The following is a 24,864-nucleotide window of genomic DNA, read 5'->3' on the forward strand; positions in this document are numbered from 1 at the left end:
CACCTATCCGAATGTCGCTCTTGCTATCTCGACCAAAGCCGCCTTCACATCCGGTTCGTCGGTCAGGGGCTCGATGATTGCGGCGCGTACGGCGTCTGCGGACGGCAGTCCGGCATCGATGAGGGTCGCGCAGTAGATGAGAAGACGCGTGGAGACGCCTTCCTCGAGGTCCTGTCCCTTGAGAACCCGCAAGCGGCGGGCGAGGTCGACGAGCGGCGCGACCCTGCCTTCGGCAAGGCCGCTCTCCAGCGATATCGTCGTGATTTCCTGGTCGCGGGGAAGGAAGTCGAATTCAATCGAAACGAAACGCTGCCGGGTGCTTGGCTTCAACGCCTTCATCAGGTTCTGGTACCCCGGATTGTAGGATACGACCACCATGAAGCCCGGTTGGGCCTCGAGAACCTCGCCAGTCCTTTCAAGCGGAAGGATCCGTCGGTCGTCGGTAAGAGGATGAAGAACGACGGCGACATCCTTGCGGGCTTCAACGATCTCGTCGAGATAGCAGATTCCGCCGATGCGCACGGCCTTGGTCAACGGGCCATCGACCCAGACCGTTTCCCCGCCCTTCAGCAGGTAGCGGCCGGTCAGATCGGCGGCGGTCAGATCATCGTGGCAGGATACTGTCGATACCGGCAGGCCCAGACGAGCTGCCATGTGATGCACAAACCTGGTCTTTCCGCAGCCAGTCGGCCCTTTCAGCAATACGGGAAGCTGACGTTCCCAAGCGCGTTCGAATAAAGCGCATTCGTTGCCGTGGGCGGCGTAATGCGGGACTTCGGATGTCGGCTCGAGAGGAAAATTCAGAGCAATTGTCATGTCTTTTGATCTCCAGGGAGGGAAGCCCGCCTATTCGGCGGGCTGAGCTGTGGCGTGCGGCACTCGCTCCCGGCCGGGTACGAGGACCGACCAGATGAACATGAGAGCGCTGATGAAGACGAAGACACCCGAGCCGAGCCTGATCCAGTAGAAGAGAGCGAGCTGGTCCTGGACGTCCATATAGGCCTCCCCCAGCACTCTCTGCAGGTGCACCTGCACGACGCCAGCGAAAGTGAGGGCGAATGTCATCACCGACATGGCGCTGCACATGATCCAGAAGCTGGTGATCGAGAGCCACTGATTGTAAGGCGCGCGGCCCCTGATCTGCGGGATAGCGTAGGCCATCGCCGCAAGGTTCAGCATGACGTATGCGCCGAAGAAAGCCAGATGTCCGTGCGCGGCGGTGACCTGGGTGCCGTGGGTGTAGTAGTTCACCGACGAGAGCGTGTGGAGAAAGCCCCAGACGCCGGCGCCGAAGAACGCCATGACCGAGCAGCCGATCGACCAAAGGAGTGCGGCCTTGTTCTCATGCTTGCGTCCGGCCCGCCATGTCATCACGAATGTGAAGGCGACCATCGTGAAGAAGGGAGCGACTTCAAGCGTGGAAAACAGCGAGCCGATCCACTGCCAGTAGCCGGGCGCGCCGATCCAGTAGTAGTGGTGACCAGTGCCGAGGATGCCGGAGAAGAGCGCAAGACCGATGATGACGTAAAGCCATTTCTCGATGACTTCCCTGTCGATGCCGTTCAACTTGATCATCAGGAACGCCAGCACCGACGCCATGATCAGTTCCCAGACGCCCTCGACCCACAGATGCACCACGTACCACCAGTACATCTTGTCCAAAGCCAGGTTCACGGGATTGTAGAAGGCAAACAGGAAGAAGATGGCGACGCCCCACAGACCGAACAACAGGATGTTGGTGATCGTCGTCTTGCGGCCCTTCAGAGCGGTCATAGTGATGTTGAACAGGAACATCAGCGCGACAATGACGATGCCGACCTTGATGGCGAACGGCTGCTCGAGAAACTCTCGGCCCTCGTGGATGTGGAACAGGTAGCCCACCACGGCGACGGCCGCGGCGACCAGGAAGATCCAGAACTGCGCGATGGCGAGTTTCGGACTGTATAGCTCCGTTTCGCATTCCTCCGGAATGAGGAAGTAGGTCGTGCCCATGAAGCCCATGAGCAGCCAGACGATCAGGGCGTTGGTATGGATCATGCGAACGATGTTGAACGGCAGCACGACGGACAGGGTGTTGGGCAGTACGTAGATCGTGCCGGCGATCACGCCGAACAGGAGCTGCGCCATGAAGAGGCCGAGAGCTCCATAGAAGTAGAGCATGGCGACGCTTTGTGTCTTGTATTTCATGTCTTGATCCTCTCGCCTCTCAGCCCGCCTGGTTCGGCGGCCAGTTCTGCGTCTTCATCTTGCTGACCCACTCGAGGAAGTCCGCGAGGTCGTCGACTTCTGGTTCGGTGAGATTGAACTGAGGCATTTGCCTCCGGCCTTCGATGCCGGACGGCTGCGCGGCCATCCAGGCGTGAAGCGCCTCGCGGGCGCTCGAGGGATCCTTGTCTCCGCCCCATCGGATCCAAACGTTTGAAAGCTCAGGGGCGAAATAGGCGCCTTCGCCATCCAATGTGTGGCAGTTGATGCAGGAGTTCTTTTCCCAGATGTGCTTGCCGCGGGCCACGGATTCCGTGAGCGTAGTCTCGTCGGTGGAGACCGTGCGGATGTAGTAGTGACTGTGGGCCGTGAGGCCCAGGAATATTGCGAAGAAGAAGGCCGAACCGCCGTAGAAGACGTTTCGGGCCGCGGTTTTTGTCAGGCGTTCAGCCATCGATCATCCTTTCACGTCATGGGCGGAACCGCCGTGACCTCGGAAATCGAGCCAAGGGCTCGTTGTGATGGGATGGCCCAATTAGCGGCAGGGCTCTTTGCAGATTCGCAAGGATGACGATGATTTGTTCGTCGATGCGAGCGGTTCCTCGGCGTCGCACACAGGCTGCAGGCCCAAGCGCCTGCCGTTAGCCAAGTCGAATATGTTTGATGTGAACCGCGAGAACGCGATGTCAGGTTCAGATATTAGAGCCTTGGTCAGCGCGATGGCGAGCACGGCGCTTGCCCAGGCGATAAGCGCCGGCCCAATTGGGGAGCGGTGTTGTCGCTCTCCCAGGAAGTCGAGCACGACGAGCCGCACTTTCGACACTGCGATAACTGTGACGATGACCGCGAACGCAAATTTGGGCATCGCCGCCTGAACGTGCCCGGCGGCTGAAACACACGATGTAAGCGCCAAAAGCTGGACAAACGCCCTCGAAGGACGGGTACTGGCACGCCCTATATTCATAGCAGATAGACCACAGGAAGCATCACCAGCCAGACGATATCGATCACGTGCCAGAGCGTCGTCAACAAATGTACGTTCTGAGGTGACGGGAAGCGGGCGACGAGCACGAGCAGCAACGCCCCGAACAGGACATGCGCCATATGGAAGCCGGTGATGAGAAGATATAGTTGCGAGAAAGTGTCTGCGGCAAGCAGCGAGACACCTTCCAGCCGATATTCATAAAGCTTCAGCGCTACAAATAAAAAGCCGCCACCCGCCGCTCCGAGCAACATCAGGCACTGGCTCCGCTGATGCCAGCAGCTTGCGGCCTTTACTGCAAACCACCCGCTGGTCAGGAGGATAATGGTGTTGCCGAGGGCGAGCGTCTGATGAAGCGTCGCCGCTCCCTTGGCGAATTCATCGGGGTGTATCCACGAGGCGACGACATAGGCCGTCAGCAGCGCACCGAATGCCGCTAGTTCGCTCCACGCAAGTATCCACACAAGAAGGTCGCCGCCGTCCGACGCGGTTCGGCCGTGCACCTCCTGATTAACGTCGGTCGAAGTCATGATGTGAGCTTAGGGCCGCGATGGCATCGGGTCTTTGCGGGAACGCAAACAGGACCTCATCCAACCCCGGCGGAGAGCGATGCGGCAGGTCGGCGTCGTGTCATAAGGCTGCGTATTGTCACGGAGGTCGAGTGGACGTGGGAGCGTCTTCCCGACGACGCCAGCTCTTCAAATCCGGCTACTGAGCGGTCCGTCGTCGCCCTTTCCGATGATGACCAGGCTCGCAGCCCCAGATGAGAGGTCGGGCTTAACTCAATCCATCTTTGATCGATCTCAAAGAAGGTCTTCCGGGGAGCTCCTATTGTCGCCGAAAAGGAGAACCGGATGACTGATGCTCAAATCGGACTGTCGATAGCGACCCCTGTCATCGTGACGTTTGCGATAGCGCTCTTTCGTATGGGCGTCCTGCAGCGGACGGGCGTTGTGACCGCCGTCCTGGCCGCCATTGCGATCGCCACTAGCCTTTTTCTGCAGAGATAGGACATGACGAACATTCTTACGGAAAATTTTCCCGACCTCGAAGCCTGCTACGGGCAGCTCATGGGCTGGTGCGATCTACTCGAAGCCATCGCTGACTTCCTGCCCTGCCATGTCGAAGACAGACTATGCGAGACCATCATCCACGGTCTCGTTCCCCTTCTCAGCACAACGCATCTGCTGGAGGAGCGTGTCGTTTCGTCGCACCTGGGTTTGATCATGATCGATGATGAGCTGACGGAGGCTGCCGAGCGTCGCAGGACGAGCAGACTGTTCGATGCCGACGCCGCGCAGGAAGTCGTCGACGCGATTTGCGCGCTGAAGGCGGGACGATGCCATCTCTCCTGGGATGCGATTGGTTATCTTTTACGCTCGTTCTTCTGCTCCATGCGTCGGCATATTAAAGCGGAACGGGAAATCGTTCGCCAGATCCTGAAAGCATTGGAAAGACAGGACGCGCAGCCAGTGTCTGTGGCCGTCATCGAGGCAGCCTAGAATGCCTGTCGTTTGGTGGCAGTCGCAGCCCGATTGCGGCTTTTCATGCCAATCCCGCTTTCGTCGATGCGGAATGGTCGAGCCGATTTCCGCATGTCCGTTGCGCTCGATCAAAGACGCGACGCCTGTGGAGCGTTAGCATCCCTCCCGTGACCATAATGAGGAGGATCCTTTCATGGCACTTGCGCTACGGGAGTTGAGCCACGCGGAATGCTACGAAATCCTTGAACACGCGCGCTTCGGACACCTGGCGTGCTGCAGGGATGGCCAGCCTTATATTGCGGCAATCTACTTCGCCTTTGCGGGAAACGTGGCCTACAGTTTTTCGATGCCAGGCAGGAAGCTTGACTGGATGCGGGCGAACGACAAGGTCTGTCTGCACGTCGAGCGTCTGACGAGCGGGGGTGGATGGACAAGCGTCGTCATCGACGGCCAGTTCGAAGAGTTTCCAGACGATAGTTTCAGGCATGATGAAAGAATTCATGCCTGGTCGCTGCTGAGGCAGCATTCCGACTGGTGGGAAATAGGGTCTCTAAAGCCCGCCGAACTGCCAGTGCTCTCGGAGCCGCCGCACGTCTTCTACGGGATTTCAGTGAGATCGCTGTCGGGCCGTAGCGCAATAAAAGATTAACGTTCCAAGGCCTGCCGAAATTCCCTCAAACCAGGAGGTTCCCCGTGATCTTAGAGCATTTCGGAAGTTCGTCGTTCGATCCCCCTCGGGAAATGAGAGCTTCGCAAAACTATGCACTCAACTCCAACTCGAGTCGATTGCCGCAGCGCTGCGTTGTCAATCCGAAGCGATGATGTTCGCGACCTGCTGGGGCAAGTCGTGGATGAGCTTTCTTGGAGATCTGGCTAAAAGCGTCGATCATAACGATGCTCTCGAGGTGACGTCGGACTACGTTCAAAATACGATTGGTGAAGTCGCTGAGGAGGCGGCGACGCTTGCGGTGATCGGGTCGCGTTTCGGCTCGCGCATGGCTGAGGCGATGCAAGGATTCGCCAAAGATCATTCGGAGAAGTTGGCGGTCAGAGCGCTCAGCTAGAGAATCTTTGTCCGAAACGAAGTCTCGGCAGGCTCACCGATTGCTGGAACCACGGCAAGGATTTTGCCCGAGGTATCCGTGATCTCGCAACGGCGGCTTTGCTTTCGCCTGCTTCGCCGGTAGAGAGCGGCCGTAATCGCGGCGTCGATATCCGGAAGCAAGAGGCCGCGGGCGTCCCGTTCGTATCGGGCACCGTGACGCAGATTAAAGAAAAATCGAATGTGATCGCAATCGGTCATGTTTGCCTTCTTGCTCCCGACGCGGATCAGGTTACCTGCTTATTGTCGGCGGTCTTTGACCTTCCTCAATGTTCAAATCCATTTCTCATGTAAGCTGCTCCTCGTGTCGAGCAGAGCAGCCAACCGGGCGAACTGACGGACAATCCGTAAGCGCGGCTTGTGTGCCGGAACAGACTTCCAATGACACGCCTGCTCGTTGATCGAATGAAGGATTTGGACCATGTTGCTGATCGATCGTGACTTCAAACGCGGTGGCGAACGCTTTGCAATTCCTTCCCAGGGTGAAGTCGAAGGCAAGCTCGCCGTTACGGAAATCGTGTCAATCGCATGTCTTCGCGAGGTGCTTGGCTCCAAGGATGATTTGGCGACCGCCAAATTGCGCCGGAAGGTCCTTCGCACGCTAAGACAGAGGTTCGCGTTGATGAAGCTGACGCGTGAGGACGAAATCGCCGCGGCAGAATACGCGCTGGAGTTCTTCGACGCCGCACTCGAGGAGGCGAGGCGTCATTAGGATCACCACAAAGCCGGTCTATCCTGACTCTTCAGGCCGTTTTGGAACGCGCAGAACCGTTGCCATTGCATCAAAAGACTTTTCCTGGAGAGCTTCCGTTCGGATCTTTTCCCGAGCGCTGTGGCTGCACCGACGCGGTCGGCCAGACCGTGGAGTAGACGGCCAGCTCGTCCTCAACGATCTGAGACGCCAACAAGATATCTCACGCATACGAGCAGCAGCACGATAGAAAATGCGCAGAAAACTGCACCTCCGGCGACGTGATAGCATAGGACGCCGATGGTGCCACCGACGAGGAATGATCCCACGGTGGCACTGTGCAAGAGGAGGCGATCCCGAGTGTGTCTGCCCGCATGTGCATCAGACGGCTCGAGCACTTGGGCAAGCCCCACACCGATATCCGTCGCGATTCCGGATACGTGGGTTGTTCGCACCCTGCTTCCGGATATCCGCGTGGAAGCCGCGTTCTGGATTCCCATTGCAAAGCTTATCGCACCGACGGTTCCGATGCCGCTTACACTTGGACCTGCTCGGAGAGCGTAGAGGCCGACGCCCATCAACAAAGCTGCTTCGGCTAAGAGGGTCAAAGCATAAATCGCGGTTAGCCTTCGGCGTTTGCCGATCTGGATGAACAACGCCGCCGTGAACGCGCCAGCCACAAACATCGCAACGATTCCCAAGAACGCAGCTGCAAGGTAGAGGTCACCCGCCGAAACATGGTCGGAGATCAGCGAGACGTTTCCCGTCATGTTGGCGGAGAAGTAGCCAAAACCGAGGTAGCCGGCGCTATTGACGCCCCCGGCAACGAAAGCCAGCGATGACGCGAGCAGGATGTCCTTTCTGAGCGTGCGGCTCTCGCCTTCCTTGATGAGCATTCTATTCTTCCGATACACAAGGCTCAGCGACCATGCCCTGACCTGGTTGGATTTAACTTGGCGATCCGGAACCTGGCGGAGCCGGGTAAGTGTCTCCCGCTGCGGTCTCCCTGAGTCCGAGGAATGTCAATAATCGGCATCAGCGCTCCTCGGCGAGGCCGAGGCTTCCGCCGCATCATCCGATGGGGCGAGGTCGCCCTCAAGATGAACCGTCGTGAAATCATCGATCAGGATCTGGACATCGGCCTCCCAGCCCTTGGGATCGCCTATTGGAAGACCGCTCGCTTCCCAGACGTCGTCCGGAGACCTCACGAGGCTGTACTTGATGGGCTCCACGCCCGCCTCCGGCTTTTTCACACGAAGCAGGACCATGCTTGGTTCGAGTGGATCGAGATCAGGGGTAAGGAGGCTCACTCGCACCGTGGAGGTTCCGTCGGGTTGAGCCTGCAGCTCTAGCTGCGCCATGGCGGCATCGGAGTGCATGTGGACGGAGAGCGGGGCTGCAGCGGCGAATTGAAGTTGATCGGGTCCCGCGAACCGCCACAGCGATGCAGCAGCGACGATGGCAATGGCCAGGAGCATCTCGGCCTTGATGCTGCGCCGCAGACGCCATCTTGCGTTCTGGCTTCCAGCCAGCGCAGGCCGCGTCAGCCGGACACGGTTGTAGAGCGCCAGTAGGCAGAGCAAAGAGACGAGAAGGATTTTCAGGAGCAGCACGCGTCCGTACATAGAAAGCAGAACCGTATCGAGGGCCGGCAGCTCGATCCAAGCGAGCCCACCGCCTGCAAGCAGCATCCCGACGAAAGGCAGGGGGATCGCTCGCGAGAAACCAAGCAGCTGGCCGGCGCACGCTTGTGTTGCGCTAGCCCGCCACAGGGGGATCAGGCTGCCGATCCAGAAAATCATCACTCCGCCGTGAAGAAACACGCATGCTCGCGCAAGCCACCGGGGTTCGACGACGCTGCAATGGCCGCTGAAGATGAATGAGGAGGACGCTGCAATCATTGCCAGTGCCGCAGCCGCTAATGAAGATCTCCGGCCGGTGAGCGGCAACGAGACGAGCACGACGGCCAGCAAGGCAAGAGACGAGGCGATCGCCGGGCTGCTGTGGGACGCTGCGAGAAATGGCTGCAAGCCGGCTAGACTCAGATCGCCGCCAATTTCGTCGAGCCCCTGAAGGTAGATGTTTGTGGAGAACAGCAGGACGCCGAGGAAGGCGGCGAGATCATGTCGCGACGGGGAGGGGTTCCCAATGCCGAGCCATCGGTCGAACAATGCTCCCCCGACGACGACCGCAAGAAAGATGATGGATGAAGCGTGCACGACCCAGATCGCGATCGCCAGAGGCGAAACGGACCCCTGGGCAACTTCGGTGGACGTGGCCGTCGGGGTGCCGACGTGGAAGACGACGGATCCTCCGATCGGATGACCGTCCTCCGAGGCCACCCGGTAGCTTACGATCGTAGTGCCGCGAGAGATCGAGCCCGGCAGATTCAATAGGACAACCGAGCCGGAGGTATCTCCTTGCAGATCTATCCGGTCGCCCGAAGCGTCGGTCGCACTCGCGCTGACGAGTCTGACCACCTCGTTGAAATGGAGATCGACCCGGCTGGGCGACCGATCCAGAATTTCGTTGTTGGCAGGGGAGGAACTCCTCAAAACGGCGTGAGCTTGCGCGCTCGCCGGCAGGAGGCCGCCGAGTGCCGCCAGGACGAGCAGCAGGGCTGCTGCTCGGAAAGAAAGGTTGAACGTCGCCCAATTCGGAATCCTTGACCACATGAGCGACAATCCGATCACGAGCGCGGCTGCTCGACGACGTCAAAGTATGGCGCGGGGGTTTCGTAGTCGTCGGAATTCTTCCCTGCCGCTGGAGTTTCGATCCAGCGCTCCACGGCGCCATCGGTGCATTCCTGGACAACCGGCACAAAGATGCGGGTTCCGAGCGGCAGCTCCTTGGCCACGGTTGCCCGGAAAACGAACTCGTCATATTCGTCGTCCGCGAGACTCCCGCCGCTCCAGACGATTTCGCTGACGCCTTCCTTCACCGGCTTTCCGTAGAGGTCGTAGCTCTTCTTGTAAGCGGCGTTGACTTTTTCGATGGTCCAGCCGGACTTCGGCATGGGCTTCGCGGAGAGCAGTCCCTCGGGTACCTTTACCCGGATCTTGATGGTCGCCTTGCCCTCGCAACCGTGACCTACCCGGAGAACGGCCTTGTAGGCCTTTCCGGAGGTTGCTTGGGATTGCTCCAGCGTTATGTGCGCGTTGGCGACGCTTGCGCCGCAGACAGCAACGATGGCAGCCAGCATGAGATGCTTGATCATTGTCATAGGTCCAGTCGGCGGGTCGACGGCGGTTCTGCCGCCACCCGCTGTTTCGAGCTGCGTTACTGGGTGACCTGCGCGAGATCGGCATCGAGGCGCTTACGCACCGGGTTCGGTACCTTGGCAGTCTTGATGGCGTCGAGGTTCGCCGGCTTGTCACCTACCTGGATGAGCGCGACCATGCCCATGCCGGCATGCGGCGTGCACTTGACGACATATGCACCCGGCACGTCGAACGTGGCCTGGAACTGCTCGTTGGGCTTGGACTTGAACTCGGTTGCGCCCTCGGGAATGAGACCCTTATATGTTTCGACGTTATGGCTCTTGTCGGTGGGGACGAAAGTGACAGTGTCTCCTGGAGCGACTTTGACGAAGCCCGGCTCGAATACCATTACTCCGTCGGCGCCCTTGTTGAGCAACTGAACCTGGTGATCGGCAGCCATCAGCGGCGCCGCCGAGGTAACGAGAACTGCAGCCGCAGCGATCAGACCGAATTTCAAACGCATTTTCATGTCTCCTGTTTGCGGGGCCGGATTTGGCCTCGGGGACACTTCTAGGACATGGCGGCGCAGCGCTCTTTGATGCTCGTCAAACTTGGATAAAATCAATTTCTCAAGACTGAGCCCGACTTCGAACGGACAACGCCATCGATCGGATTTCCCTGAAAGAACAGTGCTCCGCCGACGCTTGCTCGGCCTTTTGATCATGGCGTCATTGGCGCAGCAGCGGAATATTGCGTCTGACGATCAATCGGAGGCACTTCGACCATATCGGCAGGGCGAGGGTCGCGGCTTGACGTCGAGAACGGGCCAGTGCTCTTTGAAGAGGTGACGGTTTCCGCGACTTGTCGGTTGGAGATCGGCACCGGCGAAATTGGATGAAGCAGTCCGGTAATTTCACCAGTCAACGTGAAGCCGCGCTCCCGGCACCGGCTGCCGCATCCGGGTTGCCAAAATGTTACGAAGCATAGGTGTGTCGATCAACAATGGGCAACCGCGCCTATCAGCGCCGATCGAGAAGCTCGCGAATCTTGGAAGCCAGTTCTCGCGCGGTATAGGGCTTGCGAAGCCATTGAGCACCGGAAATGACGTCCGTCGTTGCAAGGGCCGGCTCCGAGTAGCCCGACGTGAAGAGAACGGCGATGTCCGGCCGAAGGGTCCGAGCCTCCCTTGCCACCTCATCGCCGGTCATGCCGCCGGGCATGACGATGTCGGTGAACAGAAGCGCGATTTCCTCGTTTTTGCGCAGGATTTCGAGTGCTCCACGGCCGTTGTCCGCTTCAAGCACCGCGTATCCCATATCGCCGAGCCGGGCGACAGCCACCCGGCGGACACGCGCGTCGTCCTCCACAACCAGGATCAGCTCGTTTCCTCGAGGAAGCGGGCTCTCCTTTTTCTCTGCCTCCAAACCAGATTCCTGTAGCTTGGATCCGGTCAGGGCGGGGAGGTAGATCCTTATCGTCGTGCCTCGACCAGCTTCGCTATAGATTTGAAGGTGGCCGCCGGACTGCTTGACGAAGCCGTAGACCATGCTCAGCCCGAGTCCCGTTCCCGATCCTACTTCCTTTGTGGTGAAGAAGGGCTCTATGGCATGCTTCCTCACTTCTTCCGTCATGCCGATTCCCGTGTCGGTCATGGAAATGAGCACGAAATTGCCGCTGCGGACCTCGGGATACATCTTCGCGTAGTCGGCATCGAGGTGCACGCGCGAGATTTCGGTGGTCAGGCTGCCGCCTTTCGGCATGGCGTCGCGCGCGTTGAGAGCGATATTGAGAATTGCGTTCTGAAGCTGCGAGCTGTCAACCACGACGTTCAGATCGGATCCCGCGATTGTCGTGGTGAGCTTGATGTCCTCTCCGAGAGTTCTGCCAAGCAGATCAGAGAATCCTGTCACAAGCTGGCCGAGGTCGGCATGCTTCGGGTTAAGAGGCTGACGTCGGCCGAAGGCAAGCAACTGGCCCGTGAGCTTAGCGCCGTCGGCTGCTGCGTCCTGGGCCTCCCGGAGGATGTCTCTAAGCTTGCCGGGAGGCAGCTTGTCCTCGATCATCTCCAGATTACCGCTGATCACGGTCAGAAGGTTGTTGAAGTCGTGCGCCAAGCCTCCCGTCAATTGTCCGACGGCTTCCATTTTTTGCGCCTGGCGGAGGTCTTCCTCGATCTTGAAGCGACCTGTCAGATCGCGGACGAAACCCGTGAAGATGCGCTGGCCGTCCGCAGTAGCTTCCCCGACGTGGAGCTCCATTGGAAACTGGGTGCCGTCGGCCCGCTGCCCGGTGACGACACGCCCATAGCCGATAATGCGTTTCTCGCCGGTCTCGAGATAGTGATCGATGTAGCCGTCGTGGGCGTCGCGGTAGGGGTTCGGCATCAGGGTGCTGACATTGCGCCCGCAAATCTGTTCGGACGGCATGCCAAACAGCTTTTCGGCCGCCTTGCTGAACGACAGCACCGTTCCCTTGTGGTCGATGACCACCATGGCGTCCGGCACGGTGTCCAGAATTGAACTCAGGTGGGCCTCGCGCGATTTGACCGCGTCCTGAGCCTGCTTCAGGGCGCTGACGTCGCTGTTGGTCTGAATGATGGCGAGGTCGCCATCGGGAAGGTTCACAAGCACGCAGCGCGACGCCGTGTGGATCTCATGCCCGCTTTTGTGGCGGTGTACGATTTCGCCCTGCCAGGACCCTCTTTGCTTGAGCTGGTTTCGTATCTCGTCCACCGGCTCCGGAAACCGGGTTGCGAGAAGCTCGTATACTTTTTCGCCGACAGCCTCTTCCCTGGTCCACCCGTACATGTTTTCGCAGCCGATCGACCAATGGGTGATGGTGCCCTCGAACCGATGGATCAGAATGTCCGCGCCGTCCAGCACATGAACCATTACATCAAGCTCCTGATAGGAGGCGGTGCGTGGCGATACGAGACGATGCGGCATGGCTTATCCAGCGTTCGATTAGTGAAGACTGACGCTATGGCAGGTTTTCTCCGAAAAATCATCTGGGTTGCCCGACAGCTCCTGCAGCCGGCGCAGGTTCACGATCCTCAGGTCGTGGCGCCCTTCCGGAACGAGGACGTTGCGGGACGCCAGCTTGGTGATCGTTCGGGAGACCGTTTCGATGGTCAGGCCGAGGTAGTCCGCGATATCCTGTCGGTTCATGGGAATCCGCAATAGGCCCTTGTGAACCTCGGCGTTGCGACGGGACACCAGTCTGGCGATGAATGTGCACAACCGCTCTTCGGCATTCTTCTTGGAGAGAAGCACCATCTGGTCATGAGCAGCGACGGTTTCCTTGCAGAGTAGGGAAATGTATTCCGGACGCAGCAAGTCGCACCGGCCAACCTCCTCATTGAAGCTCTTGCGCGAAACGCGGCGGATCTTGCAGTCGGTGACGGCTTCGGCTGTGAACAGGAAGTCGCTCTGCAAAAAGGCGCCGATAACGTCGCCTGCGAAGTGGAAAGCTGTAATCACGCGGCGTCCTTCGCCGATGATGCGCTGGAGACGAACGACGCCCTCGACGACTTGGAAGAGATGCTTCGCAGCGTCGCCTTCCCAGCAGATAGCCTTTCCAGCCGGAACGAGTTCAACCGTCGACATCTGGAATAACGAACCAAGGGAACGCCCGCCGCGCGCAATGTCCGTGGCGGCTTCGACTGGTTGGAAAGCTTGGCGATTCTGCATCAGCATCTTGGTGTCCCCGCGTTTTCGATGCCTGAAATAGAAAGCACCCGCGTCACACCGGAATGATCGGCCCGTTGCAAATGGTGAGACTGTGTAACAGCTTGTAACTGCGCCATGCCTGGGCGCCAAAGTCCTCGCTCTTTGACCTAGATCAAGGAGACCGGGCCGCACCCATGACAGTCCTGCCTCAAAGTACGAGAGAGCCGGCCGCGACGCGGTCGTCTGCGCACTGGGGACGACATCATGAACTACACAACGGAAACAGTAGTGGTCGCGGTCGCTGCTTTCCTGGCCCTGCTAGGAGCCGCCTTCGCGCACGATCACCTATTTGCGGTCCATATGGGCATATTATGCGTCTGCCTATGCGCGGGCACCATATTACTGCTGAGGAAGGTCGACTTTTCGCCGGCTGGAAATCAGCCGAAGGCCGACACTTCGGGCTATTTCGACGAGGTCATCCGCTACGGACTGATCGCGACGGTCTTCTGGGGCGTCGTCGGCTTTCTCGTCGGCGTCGTCGTCGCTGCACAGTTGGCGTTCCCGGACCTCAATCTAGCGCCGTATCTCAACTTCGGCCGTCTCCGTCCCGTGCACACCTCGGCCGTCATCTTTGCCTTCGGCGGCAACGCGCTCATCATGACCTCCTTCTACGTCGTCCAGCGGACCTGTCATGCGCGCCTGTTCGGCGGCAGCCTCGCCTGGTTTGTCTTCTGGGGATACCAGCTCTTCATCGTGATGGCGGCGACTGGCTACGTCCTTGGCATCAATCAAGCCCGAGAATATGCGGAACCGGAATGGTACGTCGACATCTGGCTTACGATCGTTTGGGTGGCCTATCTGGCCGTCTATCTTGGAACGATCCTAAAGCGTCGGGAACCTCATATCTACGTCGCGAATTGGTTCTATCTTGGCTTCATCGTGACGATTGCGATGCTGCACGTGGTCAACAACCTTGCCGTTCCCGCGTCCTTTCTGGGCTCCAAGAGCTATTCCGTCTTCTCCGGGGTCCAGGATGCTCTGACACAATGGTGGTACGGCCACAACGCCGTCGGCTTTTTCCTCACCGCTGGCTTCCTTGGCATGATGTACTATTTCGTGCCGAAGCAGGCCAACCGACCCGTCTATTCCTACCGGCTGTCGATCATCCACTTCTGGGCATTGATCTTCATGTATATCTGGGCCGGCCCGCATCATTTGCACTACACAGCGCTGCCCGATTGGGCCCAGACTCTCGGTATGGTCTTCTCGGTCATGCTCTGGATGCCGTCCTGGGGCGGCATGATCAACGGCCTCATGACCCTTTCGGGGGCTTGGGACAAAGTGCGCACCGATCCGATCATCCGGATGATGATCATTGCCATCGCCTTTTACGGCATGTCGACCTTCGAGGGTCCGATGATGTCGATAAAGACGGTCAACTCGCTCAGCCATTACACCGAGTGGACGATCGGCCATGTGCATTCGGGAGCCCTTGGCTGGGTCGGCATGATCACCTTCGGGGCGATCTATTACCTGACGCCCAAGCTTTGGGGACGCGAGCGTCTCTACAGCCTGCGAATGGTCAACTGGCACTTCTGGCTCGCCACCCTCGGCATCGTCATCTACGCCGCCGTACTCTGGGTGGCCGGGATCCAGCAGGGTCTGATGTGGCGCGAGTATAATTCGCAGGGCTTCCTTGTCTACTCGTTCGCGGAAACCGTGGCCGCGATGTTCCCATACTACGTGCTGCGCGTGGTCGGAGGCGGCCTCTATCTGGCCGGTGGGATCGTGATGGCTTGGAACGTCTTCATGACGATCCGCGGCCACCTGCGCGATGAGCTAGCTATTCCGACCGCTTACGTGCCCCAGGCACAGCCTGCCGAGTGAGGTGAAAAATGGCATCGATATTAGACAAGCATAAGATCCTCGAGAAGAACGCCACCCTCCTTCTTGTCGGTTCTCTCCTCGTCGTGAGCATCGGCGGCATCGTCGAAATCGCTCCTCTGTTCTATCTCCAGAACACCATCGAGAAGGTGGAGGGGATGCGTCCCTACACTCCTCTCGAGCTGGCAGGACGAAACATCTACATTCGCGAAGGCTGCTATCTCTGCCACAGCCAGATGATACGGCCGTTCCGAGATGAGGTGGAACGCTACGGCCATTACTCGCTGGCGGCCGAGTCCATGTATGACCACCCCTTCCAGTGGGGTTCCAAGCGCACCGGCCCGGACCTGGCTCGTGTCGGAGGCCGCTATTCGAACGAATGGCACGTCCAACATCTTTCCGATCCGCGGGCGGTTGTACCTGAATCGATCATGCCGAAATACGCGTTCCTGAAGACGACCGAGATTTCGGTCAAGGACATCGGCATGGACCTCAAGGCCAATGAAGACGTCGGCGTTCCTTACACCGACGACATGTTGGCCAATGCTCAGGCCGACATGAAGACGCAGGCTGATCCGAACGCCGACACCACGGCGTTGCTCGAGCGCTATCCAAAGGCGAAAGTCGGCGACTTCGACGGCGATCCGGCCAGGCTGACCGAAATGGACGCCCTGGTATCCTACCTGCAGATGCTCGGAACGTTGGTCGATTTCTCGACCTACGACGACGCGACCGGCTACCGATGAGGTGATCCATGGAAACCTATACTGCAATGAGACACTTCGCCGACAGTTGGGGTCTGCTGGCAATGGCCGCCTTCTTCGTGGGCGCCGTCCTCTACACCCTTCGCCCCGGCAGCAAGCAGACGGCCGCCGAAGCCGCCGATATTCCCCTGAAGGATGACTGAGATGTCGGAAAAGCATGTCGATGAAATCAGCGGCGTCGAAACTACGGGCCATGAATGGGACGGAATCCGCGAGCTTAACAATCCGATGCCTAGATGGTGGGTCTGGACGTTCTACGTCTGCATCCTGTGGGCCATCGGCTACGCCTTCGCCTATCCCGCGATCCCCATGATCACCTCTGCCACTAAGGGCTATCTAGGGTTCTCCAGCCGCGCCGAGCTCCAACAGGATGTCGACGTCGCCAAGGCGGGGCAGATGAAATTTCACGATATGATCGCCACCAGGACGGTGCAGGAGATCGACGCCGATCCAGCCCTTCGCGAGTTCGCGATCGCCGGCGGGGCTTCGGCCTTCAAGGTGAATTGCGCGCCGTGTCATGGCTCGGGAGCCAGCGGCGGGCCGGGGTTTCCCAATTTGAACGACGACGACTGGCTATGGGGAGGCGACCTCGATTCCATCAACACGACCATCGCGCACGGTATTCGCTTCGACGGGGATGCAGACACGCACGTCTCTGAGATGCCGGCCTTCGCCGACATGTTGAGTCCAGATCAGACGAAACAGGTCGCGGCCTATGTCTGGGGCCTGACTAACACGCCATCTAACCCAGCGGCTGCGGAAGCTGGCAAGCAGATATTCCTCGACAATTGCGCGGCGTGCCACGGCGAGAACGCCAAAGGCAAGGCTGACATGGGTGCTCCTGACCTTGCCGATGCGATCTGGCTCAAGGGACGAGGGGAGGACGCGATCGCCCGCCAGGTCACGGCGCCCAAGCATGGCGTGATGCCGGCGTGGGCTGCCCGTTTGGGCGACAGCACCGTGAAAGAATTGACGGTGTTCGTCCACTCTCTTGGCGGCGGAACCTGAAGGATACCAACATGACGACACACGACCATAATCCCTTGCTCGCTCTTTACGGCGTACCGCGCGCAGTCGTCCACTCGCGCGTTTCCGTACGCGCCAAGCCGACCGCGGCAGAGTCCGAACACACGGACGCCGAAAAGATCGGGAATTCGATGGTAAGTTTGATCGGGCTCAAAGATCAGAAGCCGACAAGCAGGTAGACAACCTCCCGAGGACGTTCCCAGCGGTCTCTCCCCCGCAGTTCCTCCAGGCCACGCCTTTTCGTTCCGAGGCGTGGCCATCATTTAGGCCCGTCACGGTGAGCCGACAGCGGCATGCCGCCACAACGACGGGCACCAACCCCTTGGGGCCGCGCTTCCTGTCCGGAGCGTGGCCCATTTTTTTAACAGTCGTCGTTCTTGACCTGGATCAAGGACGGGCCCTCGCAGAGCTGAGAAGAAGGCGGTGAAAATCGGACAGAGCGCGATGAATATCTACACAGCACCAGATCCCAGCCCGGTCGAACGGATAGACGCGGAACCCGTGAACGCCCGCGGCAAACGTGAACCACTTTATGCTGCCCGAAAGAAGGTATTTCCCAAGCGCGCCGAAGGGCGCTTTCGGCGTTTCAAGTGGATCGTGATGATGATCACACTTGGGATCTACTACCTGGCTCCTTGGATTCGCTGGGATCGGGGACCCTACGCGCCGGATCAGGCTATCCTGGTGGACCTGGCGTCACGGCGCTTTTTCTTCTTCTTCATCGAGATCTGGCCGCAGGAATTCTATTACGTGGCGGGCTTGCTTGTCATGGCAGGGTTCGGTCTCTTTCTCGTCACATCTGCCGTCGGGCGGGCGTGGTGCGGATATGCTTGTCCACAAACCGTCTGGGTCGATCTGTTCCTTGTCGTCGAGCGGGCGATCGAGGGAGACCGCAACGCCCGCATGAAGCTTGATGCTGGGCCGTGGACTTTCGACAAGGCAAGAAAAAGGGTCGTCAAGCACGCAATCTGGCTGATGATCGGGGTCGCGACAGGGGGGGCTTGGATCTTCTATTTCGCCGACGCGCCGACGCTTCTCGTCTCGCTTTTCACAGCGAAGGCACCTGTCGTGGCCTACGCGACCGTCGCTACTCTCACTGCGACTACCTACGTCCTGGGCGGCCTGATGCGCGAACAGGTCTGTACGTACATGTGCCCGTGGCCGCGAATCCAGGGTGCGATGCTCGATGAAAATTCTCTTGTCGTTACGTACAACGATTGGCGCGGCGAGGCCCGCTCACGCCACTCCAAGAAGATATTGGCTGCCGGTCAATCGGTCGGCGATTGTGTCGACTGCAACGCCTGCGTGGCCGTCTGCCCCATGGGTATCGACATCCGCGACGGACAGCAGATGGAATGTATTACCTGCGCCTTGTGCATCGACGCCTGCGATGGCGTCATGGACAAGGTGGGAAAGCCGCGTGGCCTCATAGCGTATGCGACGCTCAGCGAATACGCGGCCAACATGGCCATCGCGACGGACGACGGAAGAACACCGGTCCAGCCCACGAAGGTGCGGAATGCCGACGGCTCGTTCGTCGAGGCCATCCGGCATTTCGACTGGCGCATCATATTCCGTCCACGCGTGCTGTTTTATGCAGTCACCTGGCTTTTGATCGGCGTCGCCATGGTGGTCCATCTCGCAATGCGCGAGCGACTGGAGCTCAACGTGGTTCACGATCGAAACCCGCAATACGTCTTGGAGAGCGACGGCTCCATCCGCAACGGCTACACGCTGCGAATACTGAATATGGTTCCCGCTCCTCGCAGGATCGAGCTCAGCCTTTTAGGCCTCGACGACGGCGCCAGCATGCGCATTCCCGAGCTAGCGAAGCAGGACGCGCGGACCTTCATCATCGAAGCTGCGCCGGACGTCGCGACGACAGTCAAAGTCTTCGTGACGAGCAAACAGTCGACCGCTGCGATCAGCGAGTTCCTTTTTGCCATCGAGGACTCCGGACATTCGGACAGAGCGACCTATCGCGCCGCATTCAACACACCGGGAGATGCCAAATGACTACCTCCACTCAAGGGTTCACAGGCCGGCACATGCTGCTTGCCACATGCTCGTTCTTCGCGGTGGTGATCGGCGTCAACGTGACGATGGCCTGGTTCGCCTCGTCGAGCTGGAGCGGTCTCGTCGTCGAGAACACCTATGTCGCCAGTCAGGAGTTCAACGCCAAAGCAGCGGCGATGAAGGCGATGGCGGCGTCTGGCATCATCGGAAAACTGTCGCTGGCCGGCGGCCGCATCCACTACGACATCCGCAATCGCGACGGATCTCCCACGCTCGTCGATGAGGTGGCCGCAAATTTCAAACGCCCTGTGGGCGACCACGAGGATTTCCACGTCGCATTCACGAAAATCGGCGAAGGACAGTTTGAGTCCCAGCACCGTGTCGCCTCGGGCGACTGGATCGTCGAGGTCGTTTCGCGAAAAGAAGGCAGAGTCGTGATGCACGAGGCCTCCCGCCTCGATACCGCGGGGTTCGGCGAATGACGTGCTGCATGATGAATGCGGATGGAGTTCTCGCGATGAGCACCACATCAGTCAGCGCCGAGGAAATCGCACTCGCAGCCCATTCTTTGGGCGAGGGACTACGGCAGCTCGATCTGAGCGTTCCCGATGTCCACTGCGGGAGCTGCATATCGGCATTGGAGAAGGCCCTTTCGGCGCTCCCCTACGTTCGGAAGGCCAGGGTGAACCTCACATCGCGGCGCGTCACCTGCGAGTACGCCGAGAAAACTGAAGATGGTGCTGCCGACCCGACTGGAATCATCGCCGCGATCAACGGCGCTGGATACCGTGCCCATCTCTTCACACCAGTTGCGGCGGAGAACGACAAGACAAGGAATCAGCTTCTCCTCGCCGTCGGAGTATCCGGCTTTGCGGCCGCCAACATCATGCTTCTGTCCGTCTCGGTCTGGTCCGGCGCCGACGCTGCCACAAGGGATCTGTTCCATTGGATCTCGGCGATGATCGCAGCACCCGCGCTAGTCTACGCGGGGCGGTTCTTTTTCCGGTCGGCATGGAACGCGTTGAAGCATGGTCGCACGAACATGGACGTGCCGATTTCTTTGGCCGTGAGCCTTTCTTACGCGGTTTCGCTTTGGGAGACCGCCCATCATGGGGAACACGCGTGGTTCGACGCGACCGTGTCCCTGTTGTTCTTCCTTCTTATCGGCAGGACGCTGGATCATGTGATGCGCGAAAAGGCCCGCGCTGCCATCAATGGGCTCGCCCGACTTGCGCCGCGTGGGGCACTGCTCCTGGCGCCTAATGGATCGCGCCGTTACGTTCCGCTTGATGAAATCGTCGTGGGAGATGAGATCGCGGTCGCGGTCGGCGAACGGATTCCGGTGGACGGAATGGTCGTCGTCGGCGAAAGCGATCTCGATCTTGCGATCGTTACCGGCGAAAGCACTCCGGTCGCCGTCGCCAGCGGCGTCGCGGTCAGCTCAGGTGCCATGAACCTCACTGGCTCGCTTGTCGTCCGCGCCACCAAGGTCGCCAAGGACTCTCTCTTGGCAGAAATCATCAGTCTCATGGAGGCTGCCGAGGGCGGGAGGGCACGCTACCGGCGCATCGCCGATCGCGCTGCCGCGCTGTACTCCCCGGTGGTCCACCTTCTCGCTCTTGTCTCGTTTCTTGCTTGGGGGCTCATTGGCGGAGACTGGAAGCATGCGATGCTGGTCGCAGTCGCCGTGCTTATCATTACATGTCCGTGCGCCCTCGGACTTGCGGTTCCGGTCGTCCAGGTCGTGGCGGCTGGCGAGCTTTTCCGCAGGGGGATCATGGTGAAAGACGGCTCCGCGCTCGAAAGACTTGCGGAGATCGACACGGTCGCCTTCGACAAAACGGGCACTCTGACCATGGGCAGCCCAAGGTTGGTCCGGGTCGAAGCCGCCGACGAGGCGGATCTCGCTAAAGCGGCTGGACTGGCCGTCCACTCGAGGCACCCGCTGTCGCAAGCCCTGGCCAGAAGCGTCGGGCACGCTGGAACGCCATTCGACCGCGTCAGCGAAATCCCCGGCGGCGGGCTCGAAGCCGCGCGCGGCGGCGAGATCTACAGGCTGGGCAACGAGGCGTTTGCATGTGGCGCAACTCCACCGGGGTCGACGGTCGACAGCCCGCTCTCCGAAGTCGTGCTTTCCCGGAACGGCGCCACGCTCGCGCGGTTCTTCTTCGAGGATGCGCTTCGTCCGGGTGCGCAAGACGCGATCAAGGAACTCGGGTCAACCAGGTTTGAAACGCTGATTATCTCAGGCGATCGCCAGAGCGTGGTCGACAACGTCGCGCAGGTGCTCGGCATCAGCCGGGCGATGGGGGCGCTGACGCCACGGCAAAAGGTCGACGAGTGTCAAAAACTGGGCGAATCCGGCCATCGCGTCCTGATGGTAGGCGACGGCATCAATGATGCACCGGCGCTTGCTGCCGCCCATGTCTCCATGGCGCCCGCCACGGCGTCTGACATCGGCCGACAGGCCGCCGACCTTGTGTTCTTCAATGACCGGCTGGATGCGGTCCCTCAGGCGATCGCAGTCGCAAGGCGATCGGCTGGACTGATACGCCAGAATTTTGCGCTAGCGATCGGATACAACGTGCTGGCGGTGCCGGTGGCGATCGCGGGTCTTGCCACGCCGCTGATCGCAGCGGTGGCAATGTCCACGTCATCGATCATCGTGGTGACCAACGCCCTTCGGCTCAATGCTGCCGCGACGCGATCCCGTGCCGGACGTTCGCCGAAACCGGCCGGGAGTGGCGGGGAGGCCAGAATCGCATGAACATGTTGATCTATCTCATCCCGATCGCGCTCTTCATGGGCGGCATAGGGCTTGCGGCATTTCTCTGGTCTCTTGGGAATGGTCAGTACGACGATCTTCAGGGAGCCGCTTGGCGCGTGCTCGCCGACGACGAGTCGGGTCCGCCGAAGTCGTAAGCCGTCATAGAGGGGGAAGGTGATGTTTACAGAGAACGAGATGTTGCTACGATCCGAGCTGTTCGAAGGGCTCGACGCCGATGCCGTTCGAAGTATGCTGGCGTTGGTGGAACTACGGACATTTGCGGTCAGCGAACGGATAGCGGCCGAGGGGCAGCGCGCCTCGCAAGTCTTCTATGTCGTAAGAGGCCTTGTCCGACTCACCAAAGCCGAGTCAGGCGGGCGTGAGGCCGACGTCTGCGTCTGCGAGCAGGGGGATACCTTTGCGGAATATCTCGTTCCTGGTGGCGACGTATACGCGCAGGGCGCTTGGGCGGCGGACATCACGGAGCTTGCGCTATTCGATCTGCCTGGCCTGCGTCAACTCGCTGCCGAAAATAGCGGCGTGCAGCGCAATGTCATGCGAATCATGGCCCGGCATCTGCTCGGCTCGCTGGAGTGCATAGCGGGCGATCGCTTGCACACCGCCGCCCAGCGGGTGGCCAACTACTTTGTGAGCCGCTGTCCGGAGGCGACGGCCCAGGCGACGTTCCGGCTGCCTTATCAGAAGCGGATTCTCGCCGGAAAGCTCGGACTTGCTCCCGAGGCCCTGTCACGCGCCTTTGCCACGCTCTCCGATGCGGGAGTAGCAGTAAAGGGCAGAATGGTTTCCATCGGCAACGTTGCCTTGCTGAGAGACGCGTGCTGAACGACTGAAGGTCGTGGGAACCACATCATGTGACCAGGCTCTTGTGTGATCTAACATGACAGCAAGCGGGAAGCCGCTGCTGCCGGCCTCTTATCGTGCGATGTGCACATAATCTCTACCCCGAACAGTGGCATTGCCCGCAATCCTGCGTTATCTCATTTGAAACACGGTCGCAGCGGGACGAATGAGTTACATGGAACCGGATCGTATTCTGGTGGTCGACGACGACGCTCGGATCAGACAGATGCTCGTCCGCTATTTTGAGGACAATGGTTACAGGGTGAACGCGGTTGGCAACGGCGCTGCCATGCGCGCTGAGCTGTCGAAGGCGTCGTACGCCGCCGTTTTTCTCGACCTCGTGCTTCCCGGCGGAGAGAACGGGCTGGAACTGCTGAAGGAGTTGCGCAGCACGTCGGACGTTCCGGTGCTGATGCTCACTGGGCAGGACGACGTCACCGACAAGGTTGTGGGCCTGGAGTTTGGTGCCGACGACTATGTAGCAAAGCCGTTTCATCTGAGGGAACTACTCGCAAGGCTGAGGACAGTCCTGAGGAGACGCACTCCTGCCCCTCAGACGGCCCCTTCGCCGAATGCAGAGGAGGAAGTTCTCCGTTTCGACGGCTGGAGGCTCGAGGTTGGTCGAAGGAGACTTTCGTCTCCGCAGGGGGAAGACGTTTCCTTGACGACCGGGGAGTTCGATATGCTGCTCGTTTTCGCACGTAATCCGGGGCGGGTCCTGTCTCGTGACAAGCTGATGGACCTGACGAGAAGCCGCAGTCTGGAGGCCTTCGACCGAGCCATAGATGCGCAGATCGTCCGCCTTCGGAAAAAGGTCGAAGTCGATCCAAAGGAACCGATGATGATCCAGACGGTTCGCGGCGTCGGGTACGTCTTCACACCGCGTCCATCAAATGAGAGATAATTGATCGGGGTCAATGTTCGGCGTGTCGATCGTGCATACGGTCGGGCGTGCAATGGCTTCTGGACCAATGATCATCTGGATACTTTTCGCGGTCGTGACGACCGCCACAACTGCAGCTCTCATGCATCCGCTTTCGTCGGGTCGCCTCCGTCCCTTGAAGGACGGCCTGGATGCCCATGTCTATCGGGACCAACTTATCGAACTGGAAAATGAGTTCGCAGCCCGTCAGATCGCTGCAGACGAATATGAACTCGCCAAGGCGGAAGCGGCGCGACGGCTGTTCAAGGCAGTCGAGCGGCCGCAAGCATCCGGAGGTTCACGACGCTCCCACGGCTGGGTTCGATTCGCGGTCGCGGTGTTCCTACCGCTTCTCAGCATCGGACTCTACGTTTCGCTAGGCTCTCCGGAGCTACAGTCTCGTCCTTTGCAAGCTAGGCTCTCCGACCCCGGCCAGGATCTCCAGATCCTTGTCAAGAAGACTCAGGACCATCTGGTCGGCAACCCGGAGGATGGCCGAGGATGGGACGTCATTGCTCCCGTTCTCCTCAAAATGGGTCGAGCGGACGACGCGGCAGAGGCATATCGGTCCGCCATTCGTATCCTTGGGCCGAGCGTCCCGCGTCTGGACGGGCTGTCGCAGGCCCTGATGGCTCGTTCGAACGGCATTGTGGGGGAGGAGGTCCGCGTCGTGCTCCAGAGCTTGCTGAAGATCGATCCTGCAAACCCGCGTGCCCGTTTTTATATGGCGCTGGGACTCGAACAGGAAGGCAGGACGGCGGATGCGCTGGTAGCATTCGAGTCGATCGCCATGAAATCTCCCGCCAATGCGCCCTGGCTGCCGCTCGTCAACGAACACATTGCAAGAAACGGCGGAACTCCTGTGATTGCCACCGACAAATTCCTTGCCAATCCCACGCAGGAAGATGTCGCAGCCGCGCAGAGCATGAATGCCGGCGACCGGCAGCAGATGATCCGTGGCATGGTCGAGAGCCTCGACGCCAAGCTCAGCGCCGATCCGAACAATTTCGAGGGATGGGTGCGGCTCGTCCGCTCTTATGCCGTGTTGAACGACAAGGATCGCGCCGCCGATGCGCTGAAGCGCGGGCTTGCCGCCTTTCCGCCGCCCGGCGAACAGGGCAGCCAATTGCTGGCGCTCGCCAGGGAACTCGGCATAGCCACTGAGGGAGCGACGCAATGACCCGCAAGCAGAAGCGCCTGGCGGTGATCGCGGGCGGCATGGGCTTTATTGCCGCCGCCGTGCTGCTGGTCATGTTCGCCTTCAGCCAGTCGGTCGCCTATTTCTACATGCC

Annotated in this window: 29 protein-coding genes; 18 read left to right on the plus strand and 11 right to left on the minus strand. The window is 59.7% G+C overall.

Annotated features, from left to right (window positions below; translation table 11 throughout):
• Nucleotides 1-3: 3 nt before the first annotated feature.
• The 5 genes from FHX14_RS22145 to FHX14_RS22160 form a co-directional block, all read right to left on the minus strand.
• Nucleotides 4-816 (minus strand): CbbQ/NirQ/NorQ/GpvN family protein, encoded by an 813-nt coding sequence (locus tag FHX14_RS22145; protein ID WP_003590857.1) that lies wholly within the window; start codon nt 814-816, stop codon nt 4-6.
• A 30-nt stretch (nt 817-846) separates the two neighbouring features.
• Nucleotides 847-2,187: a cbb3-type cytochrome c oxidase subunit I gene (locus FHX14_RS22150; protein WP_003590859.1), complete on the minus strand. Its 1,341-nt coding sequence runs from the start codon at nt 2,185-2,187 to the stop codon at nt 847-849.
• Nucleotides 2,188-2,206: 19 nt separating this feature from the next.
• Nucleotides 2,207-2,659, minus strand: coding sequence for a cytochrome c (locus tag FHX14_RS22155; RefSeq protein ID WP_184378699.1), 453 nt, complete (start codon nt 2,657-2,659; stop codon nt 2,207-2,209).
• Nucleotides 2,660-2,740: 81 nt separating this feature from the next.
• Entirely contained in the window at nt 2,741-3,070 is a 330-nt protein-coding gene (locus tag FHX14_RS32810) for a hypothetical protein (protein ID WP_210301103.1), read from the minus strand.
• A 95-nt stretch (nt 3,071-3,165) separates the two neighbouring features.
• Entirely contained in the window at nt 3,166-3,717 is a 552-nt protein-coding gene (locus FHX14_RS22160) for a cytochrome c oxidase subunit 3 (RefSeq protein ID WP_003590862.1), read from the minus strand.
• Between the two features lie 324 nt (nt 3,718-4,041).
• On the opposite strand from FHX14_RS22160, the gene FHX14_RS22165 reads away from it, so the two are divergent.
• From FHX14_RS22165 to FHX14_RS22185, 5 genes are all read left to right on the plus strand, one after another.
• Nucleotides 4,042-4,197 (plus strand): hypothetical protein, encoded by a 156-nt coding sequence (locus FHX14_RS22165; protein ID WP_003590863.1) that lies wholly within the window; start codon nt 4,042-4,044, stop codon nt 4,195-4,197.
• A 3-nt stretch (nt 4,198-4,200) separates the two neighbouring features.
• Nucleotides 4,201-4,689, plus strand: coding sequence for a hypothetical protein (locus FHX14_RS22170; protein ID WP_003590864.1), 489 nt, complete (start codon nt 4,201-4,203; stop codon nt 4,687-4,689).
• 175 nt (nt 4,690-4,864) lie between these two features.
• Nucleotides 4,865-5,320: a pyridoxamine 5'-phosphate oxidase family protein gene (locus FHX14_RS22175; protein ID WP_003590866.1), complete on the plus strand. Its 456-nt coding sequence runs from the start codon at nt 4,865-4,867 to the stop codon at nt 5,318-5,320.
• Nucleotides 5,321-5,489: 169 nt separating this feature from the next.
• The gene (locus tag FHX14_RS22180; protein WP_184378701.1) at nt 5,490-5,735 is read left to right on the plus strand and encodes a hypothetical protein; all 246 of its coding nucleotides are present in this window, start codon (nt 5,490-5,492) and stop codon (nt 5,733-5,735) included.
• A 459-nt stretch (nt 5,736-6,194) separates the two neighbouring features.
• The gene (locus FHX14_RS22185) at nt 6,195-6,485 is read left to right on the plus strand and encodes a hypothetical protein (protein ID WP_003590873.1); all 291 of its coding nucleotides are present in this window, start codon (nt 6,195-6,197) and stop codon (nt 6,483-6,485) included.
• Between the two features lie 173 nt (nt 6,486-6,658).
• On the opposite strand, the gene FHX14_RS22190 is transcribed toward FHX14_RS22185, so the two are convergent.
• The 6 genes from FHX14_RS22190 to FHX14_RS22215 form a co-directional block, all read right to left on the minus strand.
• Nucleotides 6,659-7,360: a YoaK family protein gene (locus FHX14_RS22190; protein WP_003590875.1), complete on the minus strand. Its 702-nt coding sequence runs from the start codon at nt 7,358-7,360 to the stop codon at nt 6,659-6,661.
• 126 nt (nt 7,361-7,486) lie between these two features.
• Nucleotides 7,487-9,139 (minus strand): copper resistance protein CopC, encoded by a 1,653-nt coding sequence (locus FHX14_RS22195; protein ID WP_184378703.1) that lies wholly within the window; start codon nt 9,137-9,139, stop codon nt 7,487-7,489.
• A gap of 14 nt (nt 9,140-9,153) precedes the next feature.
• Nucleotides 9,154-9,681, minus strand: coding sequence for a DUF1775 domain-containing protein (locus tag FHX14_RS22200; protein WP_003590878.1), 528 nt, complete (start codon nt 9,679-9,681; stop codon nt 9,154-9,156).
• A 62-nt stretch (nt 9,682-9,743) separates the two neighbouring features.
• Nucleotides 9,744-10,187, minus strand: a complete 444-nt coding sequence (locus tag FHX14_RS22205) for a pseudoazurin (protein ID WP_003590880.1) — start codon at nt 10,185-10,187, stop codon at nt 9,744-9,746.
• Between the two features lie 496 nt (nt 10,188-10,683).
• Nucleotides 10,684-12,609 (minus strand): PAS domain S-box protein, encoded by a 1,926-nt coding sequence (locus FHX14_RS22210; protein WP_184378705.1) that lies wholly within the window; start codon nt 12,607-12,609, stop codon nt 10,684-10,686.
• An 18-nt stretch (nt 12,610-12,627) separates the two neighbouring features.
• A complete protein-coding gene (locus tag FHX14_RS22215; protein WP_184378707.1) occupies nt 12,628-13,359 on the minus strand; it encodes a helix-turn-helix domain-containing protein in 732 nt (243 codons plus the stop codon).
• Nucleotides 13,360-13,596: 237 nt separating this feature from the next.
• On the opposite strand from FHX14_RS22215, the gene ccoN reads away from it, so the two are divergent.
• The 13 genes from ccoN to FHX14_RS22275 form a co-directional block, all read left to right on the plus strand.
• Complete coding sequence (gene ccoN, locus FHX14_RS22220) at nt 13,597-15,219, plus strand: cytochrome-c oxidase, cbb3-type subunit I (protein ID WP_184378708.1); 1,623 nt, start codon at nt 13,597-13,599, stop codon at nt 15,217-15,219.
• 8 nt (nt 15,220-15,227) lie between these two features.
• A complete protein-coding gene (gene ccoO / locus FHX14_RS22225) occupies nt 15,228-15,962 on the plus strand; it encodes a cytochrome-c oxidase, cbb3-type subunit II (protein ID WP_003592767.1) in 735 nt (244 codons plus the stop codon).
• 8 nt (nt 15,963-15,970) lie between these two features.
• A complete protein-coding gene (locus tag FHX14_RS22230; protein WP_003592769.1) occupies nt 15,971-16,123 on the plus strand; it encodes a CcoQ/FixQ family Cbb3-type cytochrome c oxidase assembly chaperone in 153 nt (50 codons plus the stop codon).
• Between the two features lies 1 nt (nt 16,124).
• Nucleotides 16,125-16,988 carry a cytochrome-c oxidase, cbb3-type subunit III gene (ccoP, locus tag FHX14_RS22235; RefSeq protein WP_184378710.1) on the plus strand — a complete coding sequence of 288 codons (864 nt, stop codon included), beginning with the start codon at nt 16,125-16,127 and terminating at the stop codon, nt 16,986-16,988.
• 11 nt (nt 16,989-16,999) lie between these two features.
• Complete coding sequence (locus FHX14_RS33100; RefSeq protein ID WP_246713428.1) at nt 17,000-17,185, plus strand: hypothetical protein; 186 nt, start codon at nt 17,000-17,002, stop codon at nt 17,183-17,185.
• Between the two features lie 265 nt (nt 17,186-17,450).
• Entirely contained in the window at nt 17,451-19,022 is a 1,572-nt protein-coding gene (gene ccoG / locus FHX14_RS22240; protein ID WP_184378712.1) for a cytochrome c oxidase accessory protein CcoG, read from the plus strand.
• On the plus strand, nt 19,019-19,504 hold the full coding sequence (locus FHX14_RS22245) for a FixH family protein (protein ID WP_003592778.1): 486 nt from the start codon (nt 19,019-19,021) through the stop codon (nt 19,502-19,504). The genes ccoG and FHX14_RS22245 overlap by 4 nt, the downstream gene beginning before the upstream one ends.
• Nucleotides 19,501-21,789, plus strand: a complete 2,289-nt coding sequence (locus FHX14_RS22250; RefSeq protein WP_184378715.1) for a cation-translocating P-type ATPase — start codon at nt 19,501-19,503, stop codon at nt 21,787-21,789. The genes FHX14_RS22245 and FHX14_RS22250 overlap by 4 nt, the downstream gene beginning before the upstream one ends.
• Entirely contained in the window at nt 21,786-21,944 is a 159-nt protein-coding gene (gene ccoS / locus FHX14_RS22255) for a cbb3-type cytochrome oxidase assembly protein CcoS (RefSeq protein WP_003592781.1), read from the plus strand. The genes FHX14_RS22250 and ccoS overlap by 4 nt, the downstream gene beginning before the upstream one ends.
• A 22-nt stretch (nt 21,945-21,966) precedes the next feature.
• Nucleotides 21,967-22,632, plus strand: coding sequence for a Crp/Fnr family transcriptional regulator (locus FHX14_RS22260; RefSeq protein ID WP_184378717.1), 666 nt, complete (start codon nt 21,967-21,969; stop codon nt 22,630-22,632).
• Between the two features lie 184 nt (nt 22,633-22,816).
• Nucleotides 22,817-23,554: a response regulator gene (locus FHX14_RS22265; protein ID WP_184378719.1), complete on the plus strand. Its 738-nt coding sequence runs from the start codon at nt 22,817-22,819 to the stop codon at nt 23,552-23,554.
• Between the two features lie 67 nt (nt 23,555-23,621).
• On the plus strand, nt 23,622-24,752 hold the full coding sequence (ccmI, locus tag FHX14_RS22270; RefSeq protein WP_184378721.1) for a c-type cytochrome biogenesis protein CcmI: 1,131 nt from the start codon (nt 23,622-23,624) through the stop codon (nt 24,750-24,752).
• Nucleotides 24,749-24,864, plus strand: a 116-nt coding sequence (locus FHX14_RS22275) for a cytochrome c maturation protein CcmE (protein ID WP_184378723.1), incomplete at its 3' end; no start/stop codon positions are given. The genes ccmI and FHX14_RS22275, both read left to right, overlap by 4 nt.

The organism is Rhizobium sp. BK619 (genome assembly GCF_014195245.1).
Lineage (GTDB): Bacteria > Pseudomonadota > Alphaproteobacteria > Rhizobiales > Rhizobiaceae > Rhizobium > Rhizobium acidisoli.

Coding starts and splice junctions, on each gene's coding strand:
- FHX14_RS22165 (WP_003590863.1), top strand. CDS start 4,042: ATGACTGATGCTCAAATCGGACTGTCGATAGCGACCCCTGTCATCGTG.
- ccoP (WP_184378710.1), top strand. CDS start 16,125: ATGTCGGAAAAGCATGTCGATGAAATCAGCGGCGTCGAAACTACGGGC.
- FHX14_RS33100 (WP_246713428.1), top strand. CDS start 17,000: ATGACGACACACGACCATAATCCCTTGCTCGCTCTTTACGGCGTACCG.
- FHX14_RS22260 (WP_184378717.1), top strand. CDS start 21,967: ATGTTTACAGAGAACGAGATGTTGCTACGATCCGAGCTGTTCGAAGGG.
- FHX14_RS22180 (WP_184378701.1), top strand. CDS start 5,490: ATGATGTTCGCGACCTGCTGGGGCAAGTCGTGGATGAGCTTTCTTGGA.
- FHX14_RS22195 (WP_184378703.1), bottom strand. CDS start 9,139: ATGTGGTCAAGGATTCCGAATTGGGCGACGTTCAACCTTTCTTTCCGA.
- ccmI (WP_184378721.1), top strand. CDS start 23,622: ATGATCATCTGGATACTTTTCGCGGTCGTGACGACCGCCACAACTGCA.
- FHX14_RS22160 (WP_003590862.1), bottom strand. CDS start 3,717: ATGACTTCGACCGACGTTAATCAGGAGGTGCACGGCCGAACCGCGTCG.
- FHX14_RS22155 (WP_184378699.1), bottom strand. CDS start 2,659: ATGGCTGAACGCCTGACAAAAACCGCGGCCCGAAACGTCTTCTACGGC.
- FHX14_RS32810 (WP_210301103.1), bottom strand. CDS start 3,070: ATGCCCAAATTTGCGTTCGCGGTCATCGTCACAGTTATCGCAGTGTCG.
- ccoO (WP_003592767.1), top strand. CDS start 15,228: ATGGCATCGATATTAGACAAGCATAAGATCCTCGAGAAGAACGCCACC.
- FHX14_RS22265 (WP_184378719.1), top strand. CDS start 22,817: ATGAGTTACATGGAACCGGATCGTATTCTGGTGGTCGACGACGACGCT.
- FHX14_RS22245 (WP_003592778.1), top strand. CDS start 19,019: ATGACTACCTCCACTCAAGGGTTCACAGGCCGGCACATGCTGCTTGCC.
- FHX14_RS22175 (WP_003590866.1), top strand. CDS start 4,865: ATGGCACTTGCGCTACGGGAGTTGAGCCACGCGGAATGCTACGAAATC.
- ccoN (WP_184378708.1), top strand. CDS start 13,597: ATGAACTACACAACGGAAACAGTAGTGGTCGCGGTCGCTGCTTTCCTG.
- ccoG (WP_184378712.1), top strand. CDS start 17,451: ATGAATATCTACACAGCACCAGATCCCAGCCCGGTCGAACGGATAGAC.
- FHX14_RS22185 (WP_003590873.1), top strand. CDS start 6,195: ATGTTGCTGATCGATCGTGACTTCAAACGCGGTGGCGAACGCTTTGCA.
- FHX14_RS22210 (WP_184378705.1), bottom strand. CDS start 12,609: ATGCCGCATCGTCTCGTATCGCCACGCACCGCCTCCTATCAGGAGCTT.
- FHX14_RS22230 (WP_003592769.1), top strand. CDS start 15,971: ATGGAAACCTATACTGCAATGAGACACTTCGCCGACAGTTGGGGTCTG.
- FHX14_RS22250 (WP_184378715.1), top strand. CDS start 19,501: ATGACGTGCTGCATGATGAATGCGGATGGAGTTCTCGCGATGAGCACC.
- FHX14_RS22145 (WP_003590857.1), bottom strand. CDS start 816: ATGACAATTGCTCTGAATTTTCCTCTCGAGCCGACATCCGAAGTCCCG.
- FHX14_RS22190 (WP_003590875.1), bottom strand. CDS start 7,360: ATGCTCATCAAGGAAGGCGAGAGCCGCACGCTCAGAAAGGACATCCTG.
- FHX14_RS22215 (WP_184378707.1), bottom strand. CDS start 13,359: ATGCTGATGCAGAATCGCCAAGCTTTCCAACCAGTCGAAGCCGCCACG.
- FHX14_RS22205 (WP_003590880.1), bottom strand. CDS start 10,187: ATGCGTTTGAAATTCGGTCTGATCGCTGCGGCTGCAGTTCTCGTTACC.
- FHX14_RS22170 (WP_003590864.1), top strand. CDS start 4,201: ATGACGAACATTCTTACGGAAAATTTTCCCGACCTCGAAGCCTGCTAC.
- ccoS (WP_003592781.1), top strand. CDS start 21,786: ATGAACATGTTGATCTATCTCATCCCGATCGCGCTCTTCATGGGCGGC.
- FHX14_RS22200 (WP_003590878.1), bottom strand. CDS start 9,681: ATGATCAAGCATCTCATGCTGGCTGCCATCGTTGCTGTCTGCGGCGCA.
- FHX14_RS22150 (WP_003590859.1), bottom strand. CDS start 2,187: ATGAAATACAAGACACAAAGCGTCGCCATGCTCTACTTCTATGGAGCT.